Raw genomic sequence first — 26,077 nt, forward strand, 5'->3', positions numbered from 1 at the left:
ATCCCGCTCGAGCCGCTGGCCGGACGACCGTCCTGCGCCACCTGGGTGGCGCGTCCGGGCACACCTACTCCTGGAAGACCCGCTCCTCGATGAGCTGCTCCTCGACCACGCGACCGGCCGGCTCGAACCGGCCCTGGTCGAACCGCTTCTGGAACTCCAGCTCGAGGTGGTCGGCGCCGTTGCGGTTCTTCTCGATCGACATGACGACCCAGTGGCGGAACCGCTCGGCGTTACCCAGGTGGTAGACGAGGTGGTGCTTGGCGACGATGTCGTACTTGTCATTGAGGATCAGCACGACGTCGGCCTCGTAGGCGAGGGCCGACGAGCCACGCAGGTCGTTGACCCGCATCCGCCGGCCGGCCACCAGGCTGGACTTGTCGGCGGCGACGATCGCCAGGACCGGGACGCCCAGCTCGAGCGCCATGTCCTTGAGCCGCTCGACGACGATGGAGACTCGCTCCTCCTCGCCCATGACCCCGGCCACCGGGACCTTCTGGAGGTAGTCGACCAGGACCAGTGGGGGGCGTCCGTCGGTCTCGATGATCTCGGCAACGGCGGCACGGATCTCATCGAGCGTGGTGTGCATCCCACTCGAGGTGTGCACGTGCAGTCGTTGGCCGTAGCTCTCGAGGGCCTCGACGGCCTCCATGCCGCCGACGGTCTCACCGAAGCGCTCGCGCATCGACTTCGTGCGGCTGTGCCTGGCTTCGAAGCCGGCCCTGATCTTGTTCAGACCGACGGCGTCGGTGCCGGCGATGGCTCCCGCCTCGATCGCGATGAGCCGCTCCAAGATGCTGTGGGCGTCGTGCTCGTAGGAGAAGAGGACCGCGCTGCGGTTGGCCGCGACGGCGTTGCGCAGCATCTGCAGTGCCATCGCCGTCTTGCCCAGTCCCTGCGGCCCACCGAGAAGGACCAGCTCGCCCGAGCGGAAGCCACCGGTCAGGGCCACGTCGAGGGCGTCGAAGCCCGTGGGCCAGACGCGTGCTCCGGCGGTCTGGCCCAGCCGCAGCTTCTCGTCCGTCTCGAGGAGGACGTCGGCGAGCGATCGCAGTCGGCCGACGTTGCGCGACTGCACTGGCGGTTCGCCGGTGATGGACAGGACGCTTGCTCCCGCTGGTTCAGCGCTGGTCATGCGACAGATTGAACCGTCGATGTGCCTCCGGTGGAAACGGTTCGGTGAACTTTGGCACCGAACGGATGACCCCAGTTCAGCCCTTAAGGGGCAATCCCGACATAGGTGGTCTCGAGGTACTCCTCGATGCCCTCGAAGCCACCCTCCCGGCCGAAGCCGGAAGCCTTGACGCCGCCGAAGGGGGCTGCCGGATTGGAGATGATCCCCTGGTTGATGCCGATCATCCCGTACTCCAGCGCCTCACTGACCCGGATCACCCGTCCGAGGTCGTTCGTGTAGACGTACGAGGCGAGGCCGAACTCGGTGCTGTTGGCCTTGGTGATGGCCTCGGCCTCGGTACGGAAGGTGGCGATCGGGGCCACGGGCCCGAAGATCTCCTCCTTCATCATCCGAGCCGTCATGGGCACCCCGCTGATCACGGTCGGCTCGAAGAAGTAGCCCCGGCCCTTGACCTGTCCTCCGCCGGTCAGGACCGTGCCCCCCTTGGCCTTGGCGTCCTCGACCAGCTCGCTGACTCCGTCGCGCGCCTTGGCATCGATCAGCGGACCGACGTCGACGCCCTTCTTGGTGCCCTTGCCGAGGGTCAGGCCGGCCATCCGCGCGGCGAACTTCTTCGCGAACTCGTCAGCCACACCCTCGTGGACGAAGAAACGGTTGGCCGCCGTGCACGCCTCACCGATGTTGCGCATCTTGGCGAGCATCGCGCCATCGACGGCCCGGTCGAGGTCGGCGTCCTCGAAGACGATGAACGGGGCGTTGCCGCCGAGCTCCATGGAGACCCTGAGCAGCTGTTCGGCCGACTGCTCGACCAGCCTGCGACCGATCCCGGTTGAGCCGGTGAAGGTGAGCTTGCGCAGCCTGGGGTCGCGGATGAGGGGTTCCATCACGTCACCCGTGTGGGACGTCGTGACGACGTTGAGGACACCGGCGGGCAGCCCGCATTCGCGCAGCAGGTCCGCCAGGGCGAGCATGGTCAGCGGGGTCTGGCTGGCCGGCTTGACGACCATGGTGCAGCCGGCAGCGATGGCCGGCCCGATCTTGCGCGTGCCCATCGCCAGCGGGAAGTTCCACGGGGTGATCATCAGGGTCGGCCCGACGGGCTTCTTCATCGTGAGCAGCCGGGTCGCGCCGTTGGGAGCCGTCGACCAGCGACCGTGGATGCGAACGGCCTCCTCGGAGAACCAGCGGAAGAACTCGGCGCCGTAGGTCACCTCTCCGCGCGACTCGGCAAGCGTCTTGCCCATCTCGAGGGTCATCAGCGTGGCGAAGTCCTCGGCGCGCTCGGTGATCCGTTCGAACGCGGCACGCAGGATCTCGCCCCGGTCGCGCGGAGGCGTCTTGGCCCAGTCCCCTTGCGCCGCAACGGCTGCATCGAGGGCCGCCTTGCCGTCGGCCACCGTGGCGTCGGCCACGTGGGCGAGCGTGGCACCGCTCGAGGGGTCCTCGACGGCAAGGGTGCCGCCGCCCGTGGCGTCGCGCCACGCGCCGCCGATGAACAGTCCCTTGGGAACCGAGTCGATGAGGGTCTTCTGGGTGGTGGCCATCAGCCGTGGTCCTCCGGTACGTGGTCGTGCGTGGCGTGGGTGTGGTGGTGCTGCGGGATGTGCCCCTCGGGAATGGCTCCGTTGCGCCCGGCGAGCAGCGGTTGCGAGGGGTCCCAGCGAGTTCCCTCCCGCTCGTCCTGCCGCTTGCGCGCGATCGCCGAAAGGGCTTCGAGGACAACGCGGTTCGCGAGCGCAGCGGTGATGTCGGCGTGGTCGTAGGGCGGGCTCACCTCGACGATGTCGACACCGACGACCGGCAGCTCGAGACAGATCCGGCGCACGGCGTCGAGCAGCTGTCGGGCCGAGAGCCCACCGGGCTCCGGGGTGCCGGTGCCCGGCGCATGGCCCGGGTCGCAGACGTCGATGTCCACCGACAGGAAGACACCGTCGCAGTCGTCCGTGGCGATGGTGAACGCCTCGGTGAGGACCTCGTCGAGCCCCCGGTGCACGATTTCGGTCATCTCGAACGACCGCATCTCCTGACCGGCCATCCAGTCGAGGGTCTCCGGCGGGGGCCAGTAGCCCCGCAGCCCGACCTGGAGGAACCGGTCGCCTCGCAGCGCACCGGACTCGATCAGCCGGCGCATGGGCTGGCCGTGCCCCCACAGGGAGCCGAACTCGATGTCACCGGTGTCGGCGTGCGCGTCGAAGTGGATCATCGAGATGCGGCCGTGGCCGAGGACGTTGGCGACACCCTTGGCGTCCGGGAAGGCGATCGAGTGGTCGCCCCCCAGGACGACGGGTATGGCGCCCGCTCGCGTGACGCGCTCGACCGCGGCCTCGAGCTTGGGCAGGGACCGCTCGATGTCGCCGGAGTACATCTCGACGTCGCCCGCGTCGACGACCCGGAGGTCGACGAGGCCGTCGGTCCGCAGCGCCAGGGAGGGGCGCGACCCGTCGTGCGGAAGGTAGTCGGTCATCCGGATGGCCTGGGGTCCGAAGCGCGTTCCGGGCCGGTGTGAGGTGCCCCCGTCGAAGGGCGCACCGAGGATCACGACGTCCGCATCGGCATACGTGCTCTCGTCTTCGAGGTCGCAGCGGTCCACGCCGAGGAAGGTGAAGTCGGGGCCGTACTGCTGCCCGTATCGCGTCATGATTCGACCCTAGTGCCGTTTCGAGGTCATGGTCTCAGCGGTCTTCCTGGCCCCAGGGCGAGCCGTACCCGCCGGGCTTCGGCGCCGCCAGGAGCTCGAGGAACGGCACCGCGTCGAAGGCCTCGGGGCCGAGGACACCAGACCCGCTCCAGGTGCCGTTCGCCAACAGCTCCAGGGCCACCACCGGGTTGACGGCGGTCTGCCAGACGACGCACTGGGCGCCGTAGTCACGCATCGTCTCCTCGTTGTCCACCACGTGGTAGAGGTAGGTGCTGCGCGGCTGACCGTCCTTGCCGGTGCCCGTGACCCAGACCCCGGCGCAGGTCTTGCCCTTCATCCGCGGGCCGATGGTGGCGGGATCGGGCAGCACCGCGGCGACGACGTCGCGGGGCGACACCTGCACGCCCTTGACGCTGACGGGGTCGGTGCCGTCGAGGCCGAGCGTGTGCAGGGTGCGCAGGATGGTGATGAGCTCGTCACCGAGGCCGTACTTGAAGGTCACCCGCTGCGCGTCGAGCCAGCGGGGCATGAGGAGCACCTCCTCGTGCTCGACGTGGACGCACTCCACCGGCCCGATGCCCTCGGGGAACTCGAAGACCTCGGGCTCGCTGAACGCCGGCAGGGTGAAGAAGCCCGCTTCGACGTCTCCCCCGCCCACGTCGGCCCGCGAGCGCTCCCACACCACCGGCGGGTTGAGGCACTCCTCGATGATGGTCCACATCGAGAAGCTCGGCGCGAAGGTCTCGTTGCCGTCGTCGTCGAGGACCGCGAGGTTGGCGCCGTCACGAGTCCCGAGCTCGTCGATCGTCGAGAACAGGTGGTCGGACGCATAGCGCGCGAGGACGTCCGACAGCCCTGGCTCGACCCCGATCCCCAACAGGGCCAGCTGACCCGACTCCTCCCAGGCCCCCTGCATGGCGAACTGCTCGTCACCGAGCTTGACGCCGACCTTGGCGTAGGGCTCCTCGGGGTGGCGGCGGGACAGGCTCATCGCCATGTCGAGGTAGCCCGCACCTGCTGCGAGGGCGCCCCTGAAGATGGGCATGACGAACCGCGGGTCCACGGCGTTGAACACGTGCGTCGACCCGTGCTCGCGAGCCAGCGCGGCCACCGCGTCCTCATCCGACGCGTCGACCTGGGCCGCGACGAGCCGCTGCTCGCCGTCACGCCTGGCGCTCGCCGCCGCGACCGTGGCCTGAGCACGACCGAGGTCGTAGTCGGCCACGACGAAGGACTCGAAGAAGTCCCGTTCGACGGCGATGCGTGCGGCAGCGTCACCGACGCCGCCGGCGCCGATCATCAGGATGCGCATGGCGGATCAGGCTGCTTTCTGACGTCGGCTGGAGAGGAGCTGCCCGGTGATCACGAAGCCGAGGGCTGCCAGGAACATGACTGTCCCGATCACGTTGACCTGGACCGGGACGCCACGTTGGGCCGCACCCCAGACGAACATGGGGAAGGTGATCGAGCTGGGTGAGGCGTTGAAGTTGGTGATGATGTAGTCGTCGAAGCTGAGCGAGAAGGCCAGCAGCGCCCCGGCCGCGATGCCGGGCGCCGCCAGGGGCAGGGTCACCCGCAGGAACGTCTGGGCGGGTGTGGCACCCAGGTCGGCCGCAGCCTCCTCGAGCCGTGGGTCGAGCGTGGCTACCCTCGCCTTCACCGCAACCACCACGAACGAGACACAGAACATGATGTGCGCGATGAGGATCGCCGTCGCACCTGAGGGGATCCCCAGCATGAGGAACAGGGTCAGCAGGCTGGAGCCCATGACGACCTCGGGAGTGGCCATCGGGACGAAGATGAGCAGGTTCGTGGCCGCCCGCCCACGGAACCTGTAGCGGCCAAGGGCGAGGGCCACCATCGTGCCGAGCACGGTGGCGACCACCGATGCGGTCACGCCGATCCGCAGGCTGAGCCCCAGCGAGCTGCAGATCCCGGGCGACCCGCACGGGTTCGTCCACGCGTCCGTCGAGAAGCGTGCCCAGTTGTAGTTGAACTTGCCCACGGGGTCGTTGAAGGAGAACACCGCCACGACGACGTTGGGGATGAGCAGGTAGAGCAGCACGGCGAACGCCGCGAAGGCGACGAGGTGCCGGCGAATCCAGGCGAGGACGGCCATGTCAGACCAGCTCCTCGGTGCCGGCCTTGCGCACGTAGGCAGCCACCAGGGCGACGATGAGGATGAGCAGGATGAACGACAGCGCCGCAGCCAAGGGGTAGTCGAGCACCCGCAGGAACTGGCTGTCGATGACCTGGCCGATCATCACGGTCTGGGTGTTGCCGAGCAGCCGCGAGTTGATGAAGTCGCCCGCGGCCGGGATGAACGTGAGCAACGTGCCGGCGACGACCCCGGGTAGCGACAACGGCCACGTGACGCGCCGGAACGCCTCCCTCGGGGAGGCGTAGAGGTCGCCCGCCGCCTCGACGAGTCGACTGTCGAGACGTTCCAGCGACGCGTACAGGGGCAGGATCATGAAGGGAAGGAAGTTGTACGTGAGTCCGCAGATCACGGCGAACTTGGACGCCAGGAGGGTGTCGTTGTCGGTCAGGCCCACGGCCTGCAACAGGCTCGTGAAGCCCGTGTTCTGGGCCAGTGCCACCACCGGGCCGTCGTCGGACAGGATGTTGCGCCACGCCAGCGTGCGGATGAGGAAGCTCGTGAAGAACGGCGCGATCACGAGGACGAGCAGGATGTTCTTCCAGCGACCGGCCTTCTGGGCCATGAAGTACGCCAGCGGGTAGCCGAGCAACAGCGCGAGAATCGTCGCACTGCCGGCGTAGCCGACCGACCGCACCAGGTGCGGCCAGTAGCGCTCGAAGGCGTCGGCGTAGATGCCCACGTTGCCCGTGAACGTGTAGCCCTCGTCGACGTTGCCCTCCTGCAGCGACTGGGACCCCAGCGTGATCATGGGTGCGACGAAGAAGACCAGCAGGAACAACAGACCGGGGGCGAGCAGCGCGTAGGGAACCCAGCGACCCCGACGGACGGGCTTGTTGACGGGTGTCCCCGCGCCGATGGCAGCGACCTCGGCCACTACCCCTCCTCCTCGACGCCGGCATCAGCGGCCTGCGCCGCGTCGAGTGCGAACCCGTGTTCGGCCGCCCACGAGACGGTGACGTCGTCTCCTCGCCTCGCCCGACCCGACCCGTCGTTCTGCTGCACGACGGTGAGCTCCTGGCCCCACGGCATACGCACGAGATATTGCGTCGCCACACCCGAGAAGGAGACGTCGGTGACCGTGCCACTGAGGCGGTTGGGTCCTCCGTGCTCCCCCAGGCGGAGCTTCTCGGGCCGCACCCCGAGCCAGATGTCCTTGGTGCCCTCGGGCAGGTGGTCAGCAGCCACCGTGAGTGGCGTGTCGTATGCCGTGACCGGCACCTCCGCGCCCGTCGCACCACCCGTCACCGTGGCCTTGAGCAGGTTGGACTGGCCCAGGAAGTTGGCCACGAACGTCGACGCGGGACGCTCGTAGAGGGTGGCCGGGTCGCCGAGCTGCTCGATCCGCCCGGCGTTCATCACCGCGATGGTGTCGGCCATGGTCATGGCCTCTTCCTGGTCGTGGGTGACGTGGATGAAGGTCAGACCGACCTCCTGCTGGATCCGCTTGAGCTCGATCTGCATCTGGCGTCGCAGCTTGAGGTCGAGGGCGCCGAGGGGCTCGTCGAGCAGCAGCACGTCGGGACGGTTGACGACCGCACGGGCGAGCGCGACGCGCTGCTGCATGCCCCCGGACAGCTGCGCCGGCTTCTTGGTCGCGACCTCCCCGAGCTGGACGAGTTCGAGGACTTCCCTGGCCTTGGCCTTGGCGGCCTTGTCGCCCCGGCGCTTGAGCCCGAACTCGACGTTGTCGATCACGCTCATGTGGGGAAAGAGCGCGTAGGACTGGAACACCGTGTTGACATTGCGCTGGTGCGCCTTGGTGTCGGTGATGTCCGTGTCGCCGATGTGGATCCGCCCCCCGCTCGGGTGCTCGAGCCCGGCCACCATCCGCAACGTCGTCGTCTTGCCGCAGCCTGATGGGCCGAGCAGCGCGAAGAAGGAGCCCTGGGGGATCACGAGGTCCATGGGGTGGACCGCGGTGAAGGTGTCGAACTGCTTGGTCAGACCGGTCAGCCGCAGGTCCCCGGACGTCTCAGTCGCCATCAGCCCGTCGCCAGGTTGGTGAACATGCGGGTGTACTCGGACTCTTCCTTGGCGGTGAGGTCCCGGAACTTCTTCGCCTTGGACAAGGTCTCGGCCGAGGGGAAGATCAGCTGGTTGGCGCCCAGGCTCTTGTCGATCGCCACGACCGCGTCCTTGGTGCCGGTCACCGGCGAGATGTAGTTGACCCAGGCCTCGACCTCGCCCATCACCTTGGGGTCGTAGTAGTAGTTGATCAGCTGCTCGGCGTTCTTCTTGTGCTTGGCCATCGCGGGGATCACGAAGTTGTCCGACCACAGGGTGTATCCGGCGGCGGGGAGGGTCAGACCGAGCTCGGGGGCGTCGAGCCCGAGCGATGCCACGTCACCCGACCAGGCGACGCAGGCGGCGATGTCGCCGGCGCTGAGCCCGTCGGTGTACTCGTTGCCGGTGAACTTCTGGATCTGGCCCGCGTCCTTGGCCTTCTGGATCATGTCGATCGCGGCCTTGAAGTCGGCATCGGTGAAGTTCGACGGGTCCTTGCCCTGGTCGAGCAGGACGAGACCGACGGTGTCGCGCATCTCCGACAGCAGGGTGACCTTGCCCTTGAGCGACGGGTCCGTGAGCAGCTGGGTGATCGTCTCGATCTTCTTGCCACCCGTCGCCTTGGTGTTGTACCCGATGCAGGCGAAGCCGGCCTGCCAAGGCAGGGAGTACTTGCGGCCGGGGTCGAAGGACACGTCTTGGAAGGCTGCCTCGAGGTTCTTGGCGTTGGGGATGTTGGCCTTGTCGAGCGGCTGCACGTAACCCTGTCGGATCAGCCGGGCGACCATCCAGTCGGTGGAGCACCAGACGTCGCGACCGGTGTCCTGGCCGCCGGCGAGCAGAGGCCGGACCTTGGCGTAGAACTCGTCGTTGTCGTTGTAGTCCTCGGTGTAGTTGACCTTGATCCCCGTGGCCTTGGTGAAGGCATCGAGTGTCGGGCGGCTCTTCTCGTCGTCCGAGACGTCGATGTACTGCTGCCAGTTCGACCAGTTGATGACCTTTTCGGTGTCGGACATGTCCTGGGCCGCCTTGGCCGTGGGCGCGGTGGTGCTGCTGCCCGAGTTCGTGGCGGTCTTGCCCTTGGATCCGCAGGCTGCCAGGGCGGCGACCCCGAGACCGGCGGATCCCACCATGAGGGTGCGGCGGCTGAGCACGCCACGCAGGAACGCTGCCTGCATGGGGGTGACGGGGGTCTGTTCGTTCATCGATCTCTCCTGCGGGGTGGGGGCAGTCGGGGCGTTGGACCGCGTGACGCGGGTGGCTCAGCTGTCGATGTTGGCCATCACGTGCTTGATGCGCGTGTAGTCCTCGAAGCCGTACATGGACAGGTCCTTGCCGTAGCCGGACTTCTTGAACCCTCCGTGGGGCATCTCGGCGACGATCGGGATGTGCGTGTTGATCCAGACGCAGCCGAAGTCGAGGGCCTTGGACACCCGCATCGCCCGGCCGAAGTCCTTGGTCCAGACGCTGGAGGCCAGCCCGTAGTCGACTCCGTTGGCCCACCGCAGGGCCTCCGCCTCGTCAGTGAAGCGCTGGACGGTGATGACCGGACCGAAGATCTCGTCCTGGATGGCCTCGTCGTCCTGCTGCAGCCCCGAGAGCACGGTCGGCTCGAGGAAGAAGCCGTCACCCAGGCCGGACATCCGGTGGCCACCGGCGGCGACCGACGCGTGGTCGGGCAGTCGCGACAGGAACCCTTCGATGCGCTCGAGCTGGCCACGGTTGTTGACGGGGCCGAGCAGCGCGTCGTCGTTGTCCGGCAGACCGACCGTCGCCGAGTTCTTGGCGTACTCCCCCAGGGCCGCGACGAAGTCGTCGTGGATGTGCGGAGCGGCCAGCACCCGGGTCGCGGCCGTGCAGTCCTGACCGGCGTTGAAGTAGCCGGCGATGGCGATGCCCTCGACCGCTGCCTCGATGTCGGCGTCGTCGAAGACGATGACCGGTGCTTTGCCACCGAGCTCGAGGTGGACGCGCTTGAGATTGCGGCTGGCGCTCTCGGCGACCTGCATCCCGGCCCGCACGGAGCCGGTGATGGCGACGAGGGCGGGGGTCTTGTGCTCGACGACCGCGCGACCGGTGTCGCGGTCACCCGTGACGACGTTGAACGTGCCCGGCGGCAGGAACTCCGAGGCGATCTCGGCCATCAGCAGGGTCGTCTCGGGAGTGGTGTCGGACGGCTTGAGGACGATGGTGTTGCCGGCGGCCAGCGCAGGGCCGATCTTCCAGACGGCCATCATCATCGGGTAGTTCCAGGGGGTCACCTGGCCGACGACCCCGATCGGCTCGCGACGGACCCAGCTGGTGTGACCCTTCATGTACTCACCCGCGGCGCGGCCCTCGAGCACCCGAGCGGCGCCGGCGAAGAACCGCAGCTGGTCGACCATCGGCGGGATCTCCTCGCTCGCCGTCAGGGCGTGCGGCTTGCCCGTGTTCTCGGACTCGAGCTTGACGAACTCGTCGGACCGCTTCTCGATCGCGTCGGCGAACTTGAGCAGCGCCTGCTGCCGCTCGCTGGGGGTGGTCTGACCCCACTCCTCGAAGGCCTTGGCGGCCGAGGCGTAGGCGGCGTCGACATCGTCCGCGGTCGAGATGGGGGCAGTGGCGACCACCTGGGCGGTCACCGGGCTGACGATGTCGGAGGTCGCATCGGTGCGCGCCTCCACGAACTCGCCGTTGATGAAGTTGCGCAGGACACGGGGGCCCGCGGACGTGGCAGTCACTGATGCTCCAATGCGGATCGGCTACTGATTCCGGTGTGTGGCACTGTAGCCGCCTCACAGCGGATTTCAATAGGTTCTGGCCGTCAGAATGCGGAAATCGTCGCCGATTTGATGCAGTGGCGATCGATTCCGTCGTGTTGGGACTTGCGCGAAGCGGTTTCGAAGGACACCATGGCCACCGTGACCCGGCCCGCCAGCACCAGCACCGATGTGCGCCTCGACGATGTGTCGAAGGCGATCATCGAGCAGCTGCAGGTGGACGGTCGGCAGTCCTACGCGACGATCGCGAAGCGCGTGGGGCTGTCCGAGGCGGCGGTGCGCCAGCGCGTGCAGCGGCTCCTGGACCAGGAGGTCATGCAGATCGTCGCGGTCACCGATCCCCTGCAGGTGGGCTTCCGCCGGCAGGCCATGATCGGCATCCGCGTCGACGGTGACCTGCTACCGGTCGGCGACGCCCTCACCGCCATGTCGGAGGTGTCCTACGTCGTCACGACGGCAGGTTCCTTCGACCTGCTGGCCGAGGTCGTCTGCGAGGACGACGCCGAGCTGCTCGACCTGCTGACCCGGCGCATCCGCACCCTCCCCGGGGTGCAGACCACCGAGACGTTCGTCTACCTGAAACTCAACAAACAGCACTACAACTGGGGTACTCGATGACCACTGACCTGTCCATCTTCGAACCGTCCAGCGACACGCACACGCCGCTCGGCACGCTGCACAGCGAGGCCGCTCGCGACCACCTGTGGATGCACTTCACGCGCCACTCGGTCTTCGAGGACCGCAGCGAGGGCGGGATGGGCCACAGCGTCCCCATCATCACCCGCGGCGAGGGCCACAAGATCTGGGACGACCGCGGCAACGAGTACATCGACGGACTCGCCGGGCTCTTCGTCGTCCAGGTCGGCCACGGCCGCGAGGAGCTCGCCGAGGCGGCCGCCAAGCAGGCCAAGGAGCTCGCCTTCTTCCCGCTGTGGTCCTACGCCCACCCCCGCGCCATCGAGCTGGCCGAACGCCTGGCCGCCGGCGCCCCCGGTGACCTCAACCGGGTGTTCTTCACGACGGGTGGAGGCGAGGCCGTCGAGACGGCCTGGAAGCTGGCCAAGCAGTACTTCAAGCTGACCGGCAAGCCGACCAAGCACAAGGTCATCAGCCGCGCGGTCGCCTACCACGGCACCCCCCAGGGCGCCCTGTCCATCACCGGCATCCCCGCGGCCAAGGAGATGTTCGAGCCGCTCGTGCCAGGCGCCTTCAAGGTCCCCAACACCAACTCCTACCGCGCTCCGGAGCACCTGCGCGACGACGACAAGGCGTTCGGCCGCTGGGCCGCCGACCGGATCGCCGAGGCCATCGAGTTCGAGGGTCCCGACACCGTGGCCGCCGTGTTCCTCGAGCCGGTGCAGAACTCCGGAGGCTGCTTCCCGCCGCCGGCCGGCTACTTCGAGCGGGTCCGCGAGATCTGCGACGAGTACGACGTCCTGCTCGTCTCCGACGAGGTGATCTGCTCCTTCGGCCGCATCGGCTCGATGTTCGCCTGCGACGACTTCAACTACGTGCCCGACATCATCACGTGTGCCAAGGGCATGACCTCGGGCTACTCCCCCATCGGCGCGATGATCGCCAGCGACCGGCTCTTCGAGCCGTTCAAGAAGGGGACGACCTACTTCCCGCACGGCTACACCTTCGGCGGCCACCCGGTCAGCGCGGCAGTGGCGATGGCCAACCTCGACATCTTCGAGCGCGAGGGCCTGAACCAGCACGTGAAGGACAACGCCCCCAAGTTCAGGGCCACCCTCGAGAAGCTGCTCGACCTGCCGATCGTGGGCGACGTCCGCGGCGCCGGCTACTTCTACGGCATCGAGCTGGTCAAGGACAAGGAGACCCGCGAGACGTTCAACGACGCGGAGTCCGAGCGACTGCTGCGCGGCTACCTGTCCAAGGCGCTGTTCGACGCCGGCCTCTACTGCCGTGCCGACGACCGCGGCGACCCGGTCATCCAGCTCGCGCCGCCGCTGATCATCGGGCAGACCGAGTTCGACGACATCGAGTCGCGTCTCCGCTCGGTGCTCACCGGCGCCGAGAAGCACCTCTGACACGCGTCGACGCCCCGTGACCGAACCCCTGTGGTCGAGTGACGGACATGAGCAGGGCCCGTATGCCGCGTCGCCGGCACCCGGGCCCTCCTCACGTCCCGTCCCGCCCCGTGCGGACGTGGTCATCGTGGGCGGCGGTTTCACCGGGCTCTGGACGGCGCACTACCTGCTGCTGGCTGACCCCTCGCTCGACGTCCTGGTCCTCGAGGCCGAGCAGGTCGGCTTCGGTGCGAGCGGCCGCAACGGCGGTTGGGTGTCCGCGCTGTGGCCGGTCGGTCCCGAGACGCTGGCCCGCCGCAGGGGTCGCAGCGCCGCCCTGGCCATGCTGGAGGAGCTGCGACGCACGGTCGACGAGGTCGGCAGGGCAACGGAATCCGCGGCGATCGAGTGCGGATTCCGCAAGGGCGGCTCCCTCGCCCTGGCGCGGTCCGACGCCCAGGTCGTCAGGGCGCGGGCCGAGGTGGCCCACGCGGAGCAGTGGGGCACCGGCACCCGCTGGCTCGACGCCACCGAGGCGACCGAGCGGCTGGCCGCCAGTCGGGTCCAGGGCGCGACGTTCACCCCACACTGCGCCCGGGTGCACCCGCGGATGCTCGTCGACGGCCTGGCTGCGACAGTGCGGTCGCAGGGCGCCGAGCTCGTCGAGGGGGCGCGGGTCAGCACCATTGAGCCCGGCCGCGCGACGCTGTCCGACGGCGGTCATGTCGTGGCGCGCCACGTCATCCGGGCCACCGAGGCGTGGACGCCGCTGCTCTCCGGCGAGCGCCGCACCGTCGCCCCGGTCTACTCGCTCGTGGTCGCCACTGAACCACTGACGGCAGCGCGGTGGGAGTCGATCGGGCTCGCCGAGCGCGAGGTGTTCAGCGACCAGCGCCACGTGATCATCTACGGCCAGCGGACGGCCGACGACCGACTGGCGTTCGGCGGGCGAGGAGCGCCCTACCACTACGGCTCGCGCATCAGGCCCGAGTTCGACCACGAGCCCACCGTCTTCGCCGACCTGCGCGCGACCCTCACCGACCTCCTCCCCCAGCTGGAAGGCGTCCGCTTCACGCACGCCTGGGGTGGCCCGCTGGGGATCGCGCGCGACTGGCACCCCTCCGTGGGCCACGACCGGTCCACCGGCCTGGGCTGGGCAGGGGGCTACGTCGGGGACGGGGTCGCAGCCGCAAACCTCGCGGGACGCACCTTGGCCGACCTGGTGACTGGTCGGCCCACACCGCTCACCGAGCTGCCGTGGGTCGGGCACCGCAGCCGACGCTGGGAGCCCGAACCCCTGCGGTGGGCCGGCATCAACGCGGGTCTCAGGCTGGCTCACGCCGCCGACCTCGAGGAGGCGCGCACCGGCCGTCCGGCCCGGCTCGGCAGGCTGCTCAGCGCCCTCACCGGCCACTAGGGAAGACTCCACTCGTGTCGACCGCCCCCGCTGACCTGTCCCCCGCCGCCCTCGAGTTCGTCACGGCCCGACACCTGGCCACGCTCACGACGTTGCGCGCCGACGGGTCACCCCATGTGGTGCCGGTCGGATTCACTTGGGACAGCGCGGAACTCGTCGTTCGCGTGATCACCAGTGGCAGCAGTCGCAAGGCCCGCAACGCCGCCCTGGGAGGTCGCGCAGTCGTGTGCCAGGTGGACGGCCGGCACTGGCTCTCCTTCGAGGGGACGGCCCGGGTGCTCACCGACGCGGCAGCGGTGGCCGACGCGGTCGACCGCTATGCCGCCCGCTACCGCGTGCCACGGGAGAACCCCGAACGGGTCGTTGTCGAGATCGCCGTCGACCGCGTGCTCGGCAACGTCTAGCGTCGGTCGCTACGGGCCGGACTCCGGGTCAGCCGGCGGGAACGGTTCGAGTGCCAGCCTGAGGTAGTACAGCGGCGCGTCGCCCCACTCGGCCAGCTCGTCGGGCTGCGCTCCCACGACGGCACCGAACCAGGTGAAGGACCGGTTGACCGCGTGGGTGACCATCGCGGGGCCCATCAGCGCCTGGAGCGCCTCGGCATCGATGACGTCGGACCAGACCGCGGCGTACGCGTCGAGGATCTCGGCCCAGGGCTGGTGCGTGACCCGGGTCGCGAAGCCGTAGGGCACTGCGAGGACCTCCAGCACGTGTGCCCACTGGGCATCGCCGAAGTCGAAGAAGCGCAGTCCGTCGTCGAGGACGAACACGTTGCGGGGGTGCAGGTCACCGTGCTGAAGGCTCGAAGGCATCGGCGCTGCGAGCAGTGCTTCCACGGCGGCGTCCACCACTGCTGACCGACCACGCAAGGACCGCGCTTCGTCAGCGGCGAGATGCGACGGATGGTCGGCCGGCAGGACGGCCAGCTGCTCGATGAGCCACGAGTACCGCTGAGGGACGGTGCCCGGAGAGCAGTCCGGCAGGCCGCGCTCGACCAGCGTCCCGCCATGGCCTGCCACACGACGCTGGACGCGTGCCGCCCGGGCGACGACGGCTTGCCAGTCCGCCAGCGTGGCGTCGTGGCGCTCCCCCAGGGTCAGCCCGCGGTCGGCCGTCATCATCCAGCCGCGCTCGGCGTCGATCGCCAGCGGCGCCTCGACCTCCCCCGGCTCGAGCTCCGCGAGGGCGAGGTGGACGGCCGGCTCGAACGCGGCCGAGGGGCAATTGGCCTTGAACCACACCGTGCCGTGGTCGCTCGGCACGACGAGCTGGGTCGACCACGGTCGGATCCGCGGCTGCTCGATGTCCCCCGTGACACCCAGACCAACCGCGGCGAGCTCGTCGGTGATCCACCGCGTTGCCTCGGCGCGCCAGGCGTCGGTCGCCACCTCCTGTGAGAAGCCCGCGTCCATGCCACCCGACTCTAGACAGGCCACGGCCGCGTCTAGAGTCAGGCCATGGACGGCGCCCGCAGGAGCACCCCCGACCCGGAGGTCGAAAACCTTGCCGACCTCGACGCCGTGCTCTCGTCAGGCCGCCCGCTCACCGGCCTGCGCTTCCAGGACCTCGACCTCACGGCATACGAGGACAGCCTGCTCGCTCGAACCGACGTCGAGGGGCTCGTGGTCCTCGGTGGGCGCCTCTCGCCCGCCCTGGGCGCGCACCTCGGTGCGCACCGCGCGCTGGTGTTCCCGACCGACCCGCACGCACCGATCGACCCCTATCGCGCCTCGCTCTACACCGCCGACGAGCTGTATGCCGGACTCGCTGGAGGCGGCTACGAGTCGACACCGGATTTCCTTGCGTACCAATGGATGAGGGACGGCGCGGTGCACCGTGACGCCTTCGTCACCCTCCTGCGGGCGATCCACGACGACTCCATCACGGATGCCCTCGACGAGTTCGTCGCAGGGCGCCCCGTCGTCGGTGTCATGGGTGGCCATGCACTGGCGCGTGGCACCACGGCGTATGCCGCCGCGGCGGGACTCGGGCGTTCCCTCGCTGCGGGAGGACTGGTCGTCGCCACTGGTGGCGGACCCGGTGCGATGGAGGCCGCCAACCTCGGAGCCCTCGCCCGCGACGAGTCCTCGGTCGCAGCTGCCCTCGAGCAGCTCGCGGCAGTGCCGTCGTTCCGACCGTCGGTCTCTGCCTGGGTGAGCTCCGCCCTGGCGGTGCGGGCGCAGCTGCCGCGCGCTGACGACGCGGGCAGCCTCGGCATCCCCACGTGGTTCTACGGCCACGAGCCGCCGAACGTCTTCTGTGACGGCATCGGCAAGTACTTCTCCAACGCGATCCGCGAGGACGGCCTCCTCGCCCGGGCCACCGCGGGGTTGGTCGTCCTCGAGGGAGCGGCGGGCACCGTGCAGGAGATCTTCCAGGCGGTCACCCCTCTCTTCTACGCGCCGGGAGAGTCCCCGCTCGCGCCGCTCGTCCTCGTCGGCCAGGAGTACTGGTCGGAGACGGTGCCGGTCTGGGCCGCCGTGCGGGCCCTGGGCCAGGAGCGCGGCATGGGTTCGGTGATCCACCTGGTCGAGACCGCCGAGCAAGCCGTCCAGATCGTCCTCGCGTCCACCGCGGAGCGCACCGAGGAGGCTCCGTGAAGCTCGCTGACCTGGCCGCACGCCAGTTCACCTACCAGCCGCGAGGCCTGACGCTCGACGGCCCGCTGCCCCAGGGCTACCACCACCTCGCGGTGGAGCGGCGGCTGGGAGCCGGCGACGCGGCATACCGATCGGCCAGTGAGTCCGTGATGACCTATGGGGCCCAGCGAGGACTGGGGCTGCGGCCACAGGCGACGGCCCCGCGGGCTGCCGTCGGCGTGGAGATCCTGAGCCGTCTCCTCGTCGTCGGCGTGCCGTGCCGCATCGTCTGGGCCGAGGAGGGCCCGGAGCGCACCGGGTTCGGCTACGGCACCCTCGAGGGCCACGTCGAGAGCGGCGAGGAGGGCTTCCTCGTGGAGCGCCGCGGCGCCGACGTGTACGCCGTCGTGCGCGCCTACTCACGACCCGCCGGCTGGCTGACGCGTCTCGGCGGTCCGCTGACCCGCAGGCTTCAACACGTCGCCGCGCTCGGTTACCTCAGGGCGGTACAGCGAGCGGTCGACCACGGCTCGTGACGGTCGGGTCACGGCACGGGCCTGGATCGTGGATGCACCCCGGCGACGAGGCCGCCGAGGGCCGGCGACACCGCGCCGGTGGCCAGGTCCACGACCCTGAAGCGCGGCTTTCCGGACGCGTCGGCGCCGAGGAAGACCACGGCGGACCCGTCCTCGGTGAAGTCGGGGTAGAGGGCCCCGCTCCCTGCGGCCACGAGGTTCGTCAGGCGTCGGGGGGCGCCGCCGTCAGGTCGCACGAGGTAGAGGTCGTTGGCGGAGGAGCCGGCCTTCGGGAGTGCGGCGTAGACGATGAGGTCGCCGGTGGGACTCCAGTCGGGTGTCTGCGCGAACACCGCAGGAGGGGTCAGCCGCTTCACCGTTGGCGGTGTCTTCGTGAGGTCGACGCGGGCCAGCGTGACCCCCTTGATGTCCTCGTGGTCCTTGGGGGTCGCGAGCACCCACTCGACCACGAGCGCCTTCCCCGAGGGCGCGTAGCGTACGCCGGAGAAGAACTCCCCCGCCTTCGCGCTGAGCAACGTCCTGGTCCTGCCCGTCCCCACCTCCACGGTCTCCAGGGTGCCGCCCGTCTGACCGTGAGGTTGCATGCGGCTGTAGGCGATCTGCGACCCGTCGGGTGACCACGCCGGGTCGTCGAGGTACTCGCAGGGCGTCTCACAGCTGACGACCCGCGTCAGGCCGCTGCCGTCGGTGCCGATCACCCACAGCCCGGCGTTGCTGCCCGCCTGGTCGCCCGAGCCCACGAACGTCAGGCGCGTCCCGTCGGGAGACCAGTCGGGGTTGTCCTCCGGTCCGGTGCTCACGGTGTCGAGGGCATGTTCGTCCGAGCCGTTCGGACGCACGAGCTGGATCCGGAATGTGCTGTCCTGGTAGGCCAGCCACTCCTCACCCACCGCCGGCACGGGAGCCGCGGCCGGGGTCGACCTGGTGGCGGTGGTGCCTGACGTGACTGGTGGCGACGTGGCCGCCGCCGAGTCCTCCCCGCTGCAGCCGGCCACTGCCAGCAGCAACACCCCCGACACGGCACCGAGCACTCGAGTTGCCGACATGGCTCCTCCCTTCCGTCTATCCGTCACGAGGCCTTGGGGGCGGCAAAAGGTTGTCGGTGTCGACTTCGTGCCGGACGAGGAGAATGGCGCTGGTGGACCTGGCTCCCGATGACAACCTTGTGGGTGGGTCGGCCGCTCTTCCTGGTGGAGCGAGAGGAGAGGGGCATGGCCGTCGTGGGCACCGCCGAGCACGCCACCACGGCGGGGTTCGACGCCTTCGTCACGGCGCGTGGCCCAGCCCTCCTGCGCACCGCCTTCCTCCTGACCGGCGACCGGCAGAGGGCCGAGGACCTCGTCCAGACGGCTCTCGGGAAGACCTGGCCCCGATGGGACTCCATCGAGGTCGGTCCGCGGGAGGCGTACGTCCGCAAGGTCATGCTGACCACCTACATCGCCTGGTGGCGTCGGCGGTGGAACGCCGAGTACCCGACGGAGCAGCTGCCCGAGCTCCCCGCCAGGGGCGTCGACCCCGACCAGCGTCGTGACCTGCTGGTGGCGCTCGCCTCCCTCCCGAAGGGGCAACGTGCCGTCATCGTGCTGCGCTACTTCGAGGACCGCACAGAGGTCCAGACGGCGGAGCTGCTCGGCTGCACCGTCGGGACCGTCAAGAGCCAGAGCGCGCGGGCGCTGGCGACCTTGCGCCAGTGTCCTGCACTCGCCGTGACCGAGGGAGAACTTCGATGAGCGACCTCGACACCCGACTCCGTGAGGCCCTGCACGAGCTCGCCCCGGCCCAACCAGCCACCGACGGGCTGGCCGACGGGGCACGCCACTACGCCGCGCGTGCCCGACGGGCCCGCCAGCTCGGAGTCGCCGGCGCAACGGCCGCCATCCTGGTCGCCGCCGGGCTGCTGCTGGGCTCGTTCGACCCGCCAACCCGCGTCGTGCCCGCGGGGCCTTTCCTGACGCCCGCTGACTGCACCCGCCAAGCGCGGGTCACCACCATCGCCAGCGTCAACGGTCCCGACCTGGCTGGCTTGCGCGCCGCCTGGGTGTGCCCTGACGCCACCCCGGCGGGGACCCAGACCTCGAACGGCACGGACAACGGCTGGATACTGCCAACCGATCGGATCACTGGTCGGCAGACGGGCATGCTGAACCTCCTCGGTCGAAGCGACCAGTGGCCCTGTGGCACAGGGCGCCCCGGCCCGGCCTTCACCGTCACGGTGGAGTCGGGCACCGGACAGCTGCGCACCTTCCGGAGTCGCGAGCTCGCCTGCGATGGCAGCCGCGCGCTGGCCTCTTTCCTGAATGGTCTCGCGGAGGAAGAGGCTGACGTGCGAGCGCGGTCGGCCAGCCGTCCGCAGTACGCCTGCCGCGGCGAACAGAGTTGGCTCACGACCCGCAAGCCTGGCTCCCTGACACACGAGCTTCACTCGCCATTCGTGGCTGCGACGTTCTGCCTTGCACCGAGCTTCCTATCCGGCGATCCGGTGAGCCCGGTGGAGCCCCTGACCGCGCGGAGCTACCGGTCCATCCCCGTCCCCTCCGACACCCTCGCCCAGCTCAACGCGGACGTGAGCTCCCGCTGGCCCAGTTTCTTCGGGGGCAACGAGGGCTGCAGCGGCGAAGGTCACTGGACCTACTCCATCGTGGGGGTGACGGAAGCCGGTGACGAGCGCAGGCTGAGCACCGCGTGCCTCGACGAGCTCTGGGTCCGTGGAGTGAACCGCACTGGATTCATCCCCTCAGCCCAGACCACAGCGGCACTGCGAGCCCTCGTCCCCCCGAGCTGAGCTGAGCTCGGAGGGCGGGGCGCTCAGTCGAAGACGATGGTGCGACGGCCGCGCAGCACCACGCGGTGCTCGGCGTGCCAGCGCAGCGCCCGCGCGAACGCCATGGCTTCCAGCTCCTGTCCCACCGACGCCAGCTCGGCCGGGCTCATCCGGTGGTCGACGCGCCGGAAATCCTGCTCGATGATCGGGCCCTCGTCGAGGTCCGCGGTGACGTAGTGCGCCGTCGCACCGATGACCTTGACCCCGCGGTCGTGGGCCTGGGTGTAGGGCTTGGCCCCCTTGAAGCTCGGCAGCAGCGAGTGGTGGATGTTGATGATGCGACCCTGGAAGTCGGTGCACAGCTCGCCCGACAGGATCTGCATGTAGCGCGCCAGGGCGACCGTGTCGGCCGAGTAGTGCTCCACGAGGCGCCGGAGCTCGGCCTCGGCCGCCGGCTTGGTGTCGCGAGTGACGGGAATGTAGTGGTAGGGGATGCCGTGCCACTGCGCCAGCGCGCGGAAGTCCTCGTGGTTGGAGACGATGGCCGGCACCTCGATCGGCAGCGACCCGCTCTCGACCCGGAACAGCAGGTCGTTGAGGCAGTGACCCTGCTGGCTCACCATGACCAGCACCCGGCGTCGCCGAGACAGGTCGTGCGCGGCATACGTCATCGCGAACTCCGTTGCGACGCTTGCCATCGCGGCGTCCAACGCCTCCACGGGCAGGGCAGAACCCTCGCGCAAGAGGTGCATCCGCAGGTGGAACTCCCCCGCCCTCAGGTCGGCGAACTGCTGGCTGTCGAGGATGGTCATCGACAGGTCCAGCATCACCCCGGAGACGGCGTGCACGATTCCGCGCCTATCTGCGCACGAGACGGTCAGGACGAACTCTCGGCCCGTCTCGGCAGGTGCGGCAGGAGTGGAGCTCACGCGGCCAGCCTAGGGGCGGACGGGAGGACTACGGGCGGGTGACCATCACGATGCCGAGGCACATCTCGTCGGTGGTGCCCTCGCCCCAGACGATGTAGCGCTCCGGCTGGCCCTGGAACGACGGCAGCTTGTCGCGCAGGCTCTGGTCGTGGGTGCACGACACCGTGAGGGTGTCCCCGATCTTGATCCTGACGGCCGGGTTGACCGGGCGGCTCCCCTGGTCGTCGAAGTCCCAGATCGGGATGTCGAGGACGGTGCGCTCGTTGGCCTTCCCCTTGTTGACGGTGATCGAGATCTTGGTGCCGAGCAGGTGCATGTGCCCGGCGACCGCCCGGATCGTCGACCCCTGGGTCACCGTCCGGGTGCAGGTCTGCGTCGGGCCGGCCTTGTTGCCGGGGCACAGCAGGTGCAGCGCGTCCCCCGCGCGGCTCGCGCCCCCGAAGCGACGCTGCACGTCGGCCATCGCCGCTGCCCGGTCGCACAGCGGACCCTTCTTCCCGGGCCGGCACGGCACCTCGACCGGCGCGGGGAGCAGCACCGTCTGCAGGGTCTGGCGCAAGCCGTCGTCGGCGGCCACGCGCAGCTTGGCGGCGCTCAGGTCGGGCGACCGTCCCGCGAGCAGGTTGTAGTGGACCTGCATGATGATGCGCGAGCCGGCTTCGACCGGCATACCGAGGTCCTTGGCGAGGACCCGCTCGCCACCACCGGGCGCCCACGCACCCAGCCACGGCGCCCCGTTGAGGCCGGCACCCTGGCTCTCCACGCCGGTCCCACCGAAGCAGGTCCAGCCCTGGCCGGTCTGGCTTCGATCCATCGCCTCCGCAGCGGCCACCTTGTCGGGCGGCACCCGGAACAGGATCACGTGGTGCACGACATCGGGGTTGCCCGGCAGCACGTTGATCCCGGTCACGACCGACTTGGCCGTCAGCTGGGGGTCGAGCAGGAAGCAGCGGTAGTCGTCCGTTCCCGGGGCGGCCGGCGCCTTGGGGGTGTATGCCGTGGGCATTCGGAGGGTGACGAAGCGCTCCCCCGTGCGCAATGCAGCCTCAGGCGGTGCAGTGCTGCCCGAGTGCTGGTGACCGGACGACGGTGTCGAGGTCCCCGCGGGAGCCGCTGGCGTCGACTGGGTCGCGCGCGACGTCGGGGCGGCCCCAGGCTCGGGGTCGCCGGCGGCGCAACCAGTGAGGAGCAGGAGGAAAGCCCCAGCCGTCAGGATCGGCGCACGCAGCATCACCGCACGAGCATAGGCAGACCAGCCCCCGCCCGGTGCTCGATCGCTGTGACCGGACGCTCTCAGCGGGTGTGGCGAGCACCACAGCGTCACACCCGAGGCTGGTCTGGTGATCGCTAGGCCGTGGAGGCCGCGAGCTGGCCGCAGGCGCCGTCGATGTCCTGGCCCCGGGTGTCGCGGATCGTCGTCGGGATGCCGTGGGCGCGCAGCCGTTCGACGAACTGCTGCTCGACCCCGGGTCGGGAGGCCGTCCACTTCGAGCCCGGCGTGGGGTTGAGGGGGATCGGGTTGACGTGCACCCAGCCCCGGCCACGCGCATTGAGTTTCTTTCCGAGGAGGTCGGCCCGCCACGCGTGGTCGTTGATGTCCTTGATGAGCGCGTACTCGATGCTCACCCGGCGCCCCGTCACCTCGTAGTAGCGGTGGGCAGCGTCGAGGGCCTCGTCAACGCTCCACCGGGTGTTGATCGGCACGAGCTCGTTGCGCAGCTCGTCGTCAGGCGCGTGCAGCGAGAGGGCCAGCGTGACCGGGATCCCCTCCGCGGCGAGCTTGTCGATCGCCGGGACGAGGCCGACCGTCGACATGGTGATGCCCCGCGCCGACATCCCGAGGCCGTCCGGCGCGGGGTCGGTCAGCCGCCGGATCGCGCCGATCGCGGCCTTGTAGTTGGCCAGCGCCTCGCCCATGCCCATGAACACGACGTTCGAGATGCGGGTGGGGCCCGTCGCCTCGACGGGACGCTCGTCGCCGTCCTCGGTGCCGTCCTCGTCGCCCAGCTCGGCCTGGTGTTCGGCATTCCCGACAGTGCGCTGGCTGCGCGCTCCGGCGCCGCCCGCGCCCTGCGCGAGCTCGCCACTGCGCAGCAGCCGCGCACCGGCCACGACCTGCTCGACGATCTCGGCCGCACTCATGTTCCGGGTGAGCCCGGCCTGTCCGGTCGCGCAGAAGGGACAGTTCATGCCGCAGCCGGCCTGGCTCGAGATGCAGATGGTGACGCGCTTGGGATAGCGCATCAGCACCGACTCGACGATGGCACCGTCGTGCAGCTTCCAGGCGTTCTTGATCGTCATGCCGTCGTCGGCCGTGCGCTGCACGAGGGGGGTGAGCAAGGTCGGCAGCAGGTCGGCCACGAGCTCGTCGCGGATCGCCTTGGGCAGGTCGGTCATCTCCTCGGGCGAGGCGACCAGCCGTTCGAAGTAGTGCGTCGACAGCTGCTTGGCCCGGAAGCCCTTGTGCCCCAGCGCCTCGACGGCCTCCTTGCGCTCAGCCGGAGACAGGTCGGCCAGATGCCGTGGTGGCTTGCCCCGACGAGGGGCGGTGAAGGTCAGCTGGCCAGGTTGGGGGCGCTCGCTGGTGGGCTCGGGGAGGTCCGTGGTCATGGTGCCCCCAGTCTCGCAGGTGCGCGGGTATGCCGTGGTGTCAGGCGGGTGGGACGACCCAGGCGAGCAGGGCCCAGGCCAGCGGCGCGACGAGCAGCACGGAGTCGAGCCGGTCCATGATCCCGCCGTGCCCGGGCAGCAGCGTGCCCATGTCCTTGATGCCCAGGTCGCGCTTGATCGTGGACTCGGTGAGGTCACCCACGGTGGCAGCCACCGCTGCACTCGCTCCCAGCAGCGCGCCACCCCACCACGGCCCGTCGAGGGTCAGCACGACCGCGATCGCACCGCCGACGACGCACGCGACCATCGAGCCGGCGAAGCCCTCCCAGGACTTCTTGGGGCTGACCGACGGCGCCATGGGGTGCTTGCCGAACAGGACCCCGGCGGCGTAGCCGCCCACGTCGCTGAGCACCGCGACGAGGAGGAAGATGAAGACCCGGCGGGCGCCGTCGTGCGGCGTGGCCAGCATGAGGGCGGCGAAGCCCGCGAGGAAGGAGGGGTAGACCGCGACGAAGAATCCCCCGGCGATGTCGCGCACTGCGTCGAGCACGCCGTCGGCGATGCGCCACAACAGGATGCCGACACAGGTCAGGCCGACGGTCACGACCAGGGCCTCCCCGCCGCCGACGTAGGCCGAGACGAGCATGCTGACGCTGCCGACCACACTGGGGACCAGGGGCACGTTGATGGACACCTGGGCCAGCGCGCGACGTAGCTCCCACACGCCGACGACGATGGCCACGACGATGATCCCGAGCATCAGCTCCTTGCGCAGGGCCAGCGAGCCGATGATGAGTGCACCCAGGCCGAGGCCGACCCCGATCGCTGCGGGCAGGTTGCGCCCCGCCCTCGACGGCCGACCGCCCCGGGCCGACGCGGGGACGGACTCGTCGGGAGCCGCACCGTCTCGGGAGGTGTCCGGCGAGGTCGACCCTCCGGGCACGCCAGAGCCCGCGGCGGCAGAGGCCGCGCGACGGTCGCGACGGGACTGGGACATGTTCATGACCAGCGCTGGCTGAGGTTGAGGACGAGCGCTCAGACCTCGCGCAGCTCGGTCTCCTTGCCCTTCAGCAGCTCGTCGATGAGCTCGACGTACTTCTTGGTGCTCGCGTCCAGCTCCTTCTCGGCGCGGCTGCCGTCGTCCTCGCCCACGTCGCCGTCCTTGACCAGCTTGTCCAGCTCGTCCTTGGCCTTGCGGCGGACGTTGCGGATCGACACCTTGGCGTCCTCGCCCTTGTGCCGAGCGAGCTTGACGTAGTCCTTGCGACGTTCCTCGGTGAGCATCGGCAGCACGCAGCGAATGACATTGCCGTCGTTGCTGGGGTTCACACCCAGGTCGGAGTCGCGCAGCGTCTTCTCGATCTCGTGCGTCGCCGACTTGTCGAACGGCGTGATCAGGATGGTGCGTGCCTCCGGCGTCTGGAACGACGCCAGCTGCTGCAGCGGGGTCGGAGCGCCGTAGTAGTCGACGGTGAGCTTGTTGAACATGCCCGGGGTCGCCCGGCCCGTGCGGATTCCCGCGAAGTCCTCCTTGGCGACCTCGACGGCCTTTTCCATCTTCTCTTCGGCCTCGAGGAGAGTCTCTTCAATCATGTCCTGCTCCTTCTCGGGCGCTCCCCTGTCGGGGCCACGCCAGTCGTGGTGTGGTCAGTCTGGTGGGTGGGTCAGTGAGGTGCCGACTCAGCCCGGCGTGACCAGCGTGCCGATCTTCTCACCGCGCAACGCCCGCACCACGTTGCCCTCGCCTTCCATGCCGAACACGACCATCGGCAGCTTGTTCTCCATGCACAGGCTGAACGCCGCCGCGTCGACCACGCGCAGTCCCTGTTGGAGGGCTTCCTGGTAGCTGATCTCGTCGAGCTTGCGGGCCTCCGGGTTGGTGCGCGGGTCGGAGTCGTAGACGCCGTCCACGCCGTTCTTGCTCATCAGGACCGCGTCGCACTTGATCTCCAGGGCCCGCTGGGCGGACACCGTGTCGGTGGAGAAGAACGGCATGCCCGCGCCCGCGCCGAAGATGACCACGCGGCCCTTCTCGAGGTGGCGGATGGCGCGACGAGGGATGTATGGCTCGGCGACCTGGCCCATCGCGATCGCGGTCTGGACGCGGGTCTCGATGCCTTCCTTCTCGAGGAAGTCCTGCAGGGCGAGGCAGTTCATCACGGTGCCGAGCATGCCCATGTAGTCGGCACGCGTCCGGTCCATCCCCTGCTGCTGGAGCTCTGAGCCCCGGAAGAAGTTGCCACCACCGATCACGACGGCCACCTGGATGCCCTCGTTGACCGACTGGGCGATCTGCTGGGCGATGCCCCGCACGACCTCGGGTGCCAGTCCGACGCGACCACCACCGAAGACCTCGCCGGACAGCTTGAGCAGGACCCGGCGATGCGGTGCCGACGATCCAGGGGCGGACGATCCGGCTGGGGCGGTCTGCTCGGGGACAGCAGTCACGAGGGATCCTCCTGAAGATGTGCGGGCGGTCACCGAATCCTTCCACACTCCCGGGAGCGGCATGGTGTCGGTT

At 69.5% G+C, this 26,077-nt stretch carries 25 protein-coding genes; 8 read left to right on the forward strand and 17 right to left on the reverse strand.

Annotated elements, in window-relative coordinates; genetic code table 11:
* Positions 1-64 precede the first annotated feature (64 nt).
* The 9 genes from AC1DXJ_RS09115 to AC1DXJ_RS09155 form a co-directional block, all read right to left on the reverse strand.
* The gene (locus AC1DXJ_RS09115; protein WP_477615427.1) at positions 65-1,132 is read right to left on the reverse strand and encodes a DnaB-like helicase C-terminal domain-containing protein; all 1,068 of its coding nucleotides are present in this window, start codon (positions 1,130-1,132) and stop codon (positions 65-67) included.
* A gap of 83 nt (positions 1,133-1,215) precedes the next feature.
* Positions 1,216-2,676 (reverse strand): NAD-dependent succinate-semialdehyde dehydrogenase, encoded by a 1,461-nt coding sequence (locus AC1DXJ_RS09120; RefSeq protein ID WP_477615428.1) that lies wholly within the window; start codon positions 2,674-2,676, stop codon positions 1,216-1,218.
* Complete coding sequence (gene speB, locus AC1DXJ_RS09125) at positions 2,676-3,770, reverse strand: agmatinase (protein WP_477615429.1); 1,095 nt, start codon at positions 3,768-3,770, stop codon at positions 2,676-2,678. Before speB ends, AC1DXJ_RS09120 begins: the two co-directional genes overlap by 1 nt.
* A 34-nt stretch (positions 3,771-3,804) precedes the next feature.
* Entirely contained in the window at positions 3,805-5,082 is a 1,278-nt protein-coding gene (locus AC1DXJ_RS09130; protein WP_477615430.1) for a saccharopine dehydrogenase family protein, read from the reverse strand.
* A 6-nt stretch (positions 5,083-5,088) separates the two neighbouring features.
* Complete coding sequence (locus AC1DXJ_RS09135; RefSeq protein WP_477615431.1) at positions 5,089-5,889, reverse strand: ABC transporter permease; 801 nt, start codon at positions 5,887-5,889, stop codon at positions 5,089-5,091.
* A 1-nt stretch (position 5,890) separates the two neighbouring features.
* Positions 5,891-6,805, reverse strand: a complete 915-nt coding sequence (locus AC1DXJ_RS09140; RefSeq protein WP_477615432.1) for an ABC transporter permease — start codon at positions 6,803-6,805, stop codon at positions 5,891-5,893.
* On the reverse strand, positions 6,805-7,914 hold the full coding sequence (locus AC1DXJ_RS09145) for an ABC transporter ATP-binding protein (RefSeq protein ID WP_477615433.1): 1,110 nt from the start codon (positions 7,912-7,914) through the stop codon (positions 6,805-6,807). Before AC1DXJ_RS09145 ends, AC1DXJ_RS09140 begins: the two co-directional genes overlap by 1 nt.
* Positions 7,914-9,140, reverse strand: a complete 1,227-nt coding sequence (locus tag AC1DXJ_RS09150; protein WP_477615434.1) for a polyamine ABC transporter substrate-binding protein — start codon at positions 9,138-9,140, stop codon at positions 7,914-7,916. The genes AC1DXJ_RS09145 and AC1DXJ_RS09150 overlap by 1 nt, the downstream gene beginning before the upstream one ends.
* Before the next feature lie 57 nt (positions 9,141-9,197).
* Positions 9,198-10,655, reverse strand: a complete 1,458-nt coding sequence (locus AC1DXJ_RS09155) for a gamma-aminobutyraldehyde dehydrogenase (RefSeq protein ID WP_477615435.1) — start codon at positions 10,653-10,655, stop codon at positions 9,198-9,200.
* 171 nt (positions 10,656-10,826) lie between these two features.
* Here AC1DXJ_RS09155 and AC1DXJ_RS09160 point away from each other — a divergent pair, with 171 nt between their 5' ends.
* From AC1DXJ_RS09160 to AC1DXJ_RS09175, 4 genes are read left to right on the forward strand one after another with little or no spacing between them, the layout of a single operon-like run.
* Positions 10,827-11,312 (forward strand): Lrp/AsnC family transcriptional regulator, encoded by a 486-nt coding sequence (locus tag AC1DXJ_RS09160; protein ID WP_477615436.1) that lies wholly within the window; start codon positions 10,827-10,829, stop codon positions 11,310-11,312.
* The gene (locus AC1DXJ_RS09165; RefSeq protein WP_477615437.1) at positions 11,309-12,745 is read left to right on the forward strand and encodes an aspartate aminotransferase family protein; all 1,437 of its coding nucleotides are present in this window, start codon (positions 11,309-11,311) and stop codon (positions 12,743-12,745) included. The genes AC1DXJ_RS09160 and AC1DXJ_RS09165 overlap by 4 nt, the downstream gene beginning before the upstream one ends.
* A 16-nt stretch (positions 12,746-12,761) precedes the next feature.
* Positions 12,762-14,141 (forward strand): NAD(P)/FAD-dependent oxidoreductase, encoded by a 1,380-nt coding sequence (locus tag AC1DXJ_RS09170; RefSeq protein WP_477615438.1) that lies wholly within the window; start codon positions 12,762-12,764, stop codon positions 14,139-14,141.
* A 14-nt stretch (positions 14,142-14,155) separates the two neighbouring features.
* Entirely contained in the window at positions 14,156-14,545 is a 390-nt protein-coding gene (locus tag AC1DXJ_RS09175) for a pyridoxamine 5'-phosphate oxidase family protein (protein ID WP_477615439.1), read from the forward strand.
* Between the two features lie 9 nt (positions 14,546-14,554).
* On the opposite strand, the gene AC1DXJ_RS09180 is transcribed toward AC1DXJ_RS09175, so the two are convergent.
* Positions 14,555-15,553, reverse strand: coding sequence for an aminoglycoside phosphotransferase family protein (locus AC1DXJ_RS09180; RefSeq protein ID WP_477615440.1), 999 nt, complete (start codon positions 15,551-15,553; stop codon positions 14,555-14,557).
* A gap of 45 nt (positions 15,554-15,598) precedes the next feature.
* On the opposite strand from AC1DXJ_RS09180, the gene AC1DXJ_RS09185 reads away from it, so the two are divergent.
* Both AC1DXJ_RS09185 and AC1DXJ_RS09190 read left to right on the forward strand, forming a co-directional pair.
* The gene (locus tag AC1DXJ_RS09185; RefSeq protein ID WP_477615441.1) at positions 15,599-16,741 is read left to right on the forward strand and encodes an LOG family protein; all 1,143 of its coding nucleotides are present in this window, start codon (positions 15,599-15,601) and stop codon (positions 16,739-16,741) included.
* A complete protein-coding gene (locus tag AC1DXJ_RS09190; RefSeq protein WP_477615442.1) occupies positions 16,738-17,256 on the forward strand; it encodes a DUF1990 family protein in 519 nt (172 codons plus the stop codon). The genes AC1DXJ_RS09185 and AC1DXJ_RS09190 overlap by 4 nt, the downstream gene beginning before the upstream one ends.
* Before the next feature lie 8 nt (positions 17,257-17,264).
* On the opposite strand, the gene AC1DXJ_RS09195 is transcribed toward AC1DXJ_RS09190, so the two are convergent.
* The gene (locus tag AC1DXJ_RS09195) at positions 17,265-18,302 is read right to left on the reverse strand and encodes a hypothetical protein (protein ID WP_477615443.1); all 1,038 of its coding nucleotides are present in this window, start codon (positions 18,300-18,302) and stop codon (positions 17,265-17,267) included.
* A gap of 165 nt (positions 18,303-18,467) precedes the next feature.
* Here AC1DXJ_RS09195 and AC1DXJ_RS09200 point away from each other — a divergent pair, with 165 nt between their 5' ends.
* Both AC1DXJ_RS09200 and AC1DXJ_RS09205 read left to right on the forward strand, forming a co-directional pair.
* Entirely contained in the window at positions 18,468-18,986 is a 519-nt protein-coding gene (locus tag AC1DXJ_RS09200) for a SigE family RNA polymerase sigma factor (protein WP_477615444.1), read from the forward strand.
* On the forward strand, positions 18,983-20,038 hold the full coding sequence (locus AC1DXJ_RS09205; protein ID WP_477615445.1) for a hypothetical protein: 1,056 nt from the start codon (positions 18,983-18,985) through the stop codon (positions 20,036-20,038). Before AC1DXJ_RS09200 ends, AC1DXJ_RS09205 begins: the two co-directional genes overlap by 4 nt.
* 23 nt (positions 20,039-20,061) lie before the next feature.
* On the opposite strand, the gene purU is transcribed toward AC1DXJ_RS09205, so the two are convergent.
* The 6 genes from purU to pyrH form a co-directional block, all read right to left on the reverse strand.
* Complete coding sequence (gene purU, locus AC1DXJ_RS09210; protein WP_477615446.1) at positions 20,062-20,946, reverse strand: formyltetrahydrofolate deformylase; 885 nt, start codon at positions 20,944-20,946, stop codon at positions 20,062-20,064.
* A 28-nt stretch (positions 20,947-20,974) separates the two neighbouring features.
* Positions 20,975-22,177, reverse strand: a complete 1,203-nt coding sequence (locus AC1DXJ_RS09215) for a monooxygenase (protein WP_477615608.1) — start codon at positions 22,175-22,177, stop codon at positions 20,975-20,977.
* 116 nt (positions 22,178-22,293) lie between these two features.
* Positions 22,294-23,556, reverse strand: a complete 1,263-nt coding sequence (gene rlmN / locus AC1DXJ_RS09220; protein ID WP_477615447.1) for a 23S rRNA (adenine(2503)-C(2))-methyltransferase RlmN — start codon at positions 23,554-23,556, stop codon at positions 22,294-22,296.
* 40 nt (positions 23,557-23,596) lie between these two features.
* Positions 23,597-24,559 carry a phosphatidate cytidylyltransferase gene (locus tag AC1DXJ_RS09225; RefSeq protein ID WP_477615448.1) on the reverse strand — a complete coding sequence of 321 codons (963 nt, stop codon included), beginning with the start codon at positions 24,557-24,559 and terminating at the stop codon, positions 23,597-23,599.
* Positions 24,560-24,591: 32 nt separating this feature from the next.
* The gene (gene frr / locus AC1DXJ_RS09230) at positions 24,592-25,149 is read right to left on the reverse strand and encodes a ribosome recycling factor (RefSeq protein WP_477636862.1); all 558 of its coding nucleotides are present in this window, start codon (positions 25,147-25,149) and stop codon (positions 24,592-24,594) included.
* Positions 25,150-25,236: 87 nt separating this feature from the next.
* Complete coding sequence (gene pyrH / locus AC1DXJ_RS09235; protein WP_477615450.1) at positions 25,237-26,004, reverse strand: UMP kinase; 768 nt, start codon at positions 26,002-26,004, stop codon at positions 25,237-25,239.
* Positions 26,005-26,077: the final 73 nt, after the last annotated feature.

The organism is Pedococcus sp. P2_D9, assembly GCF_056404275.1.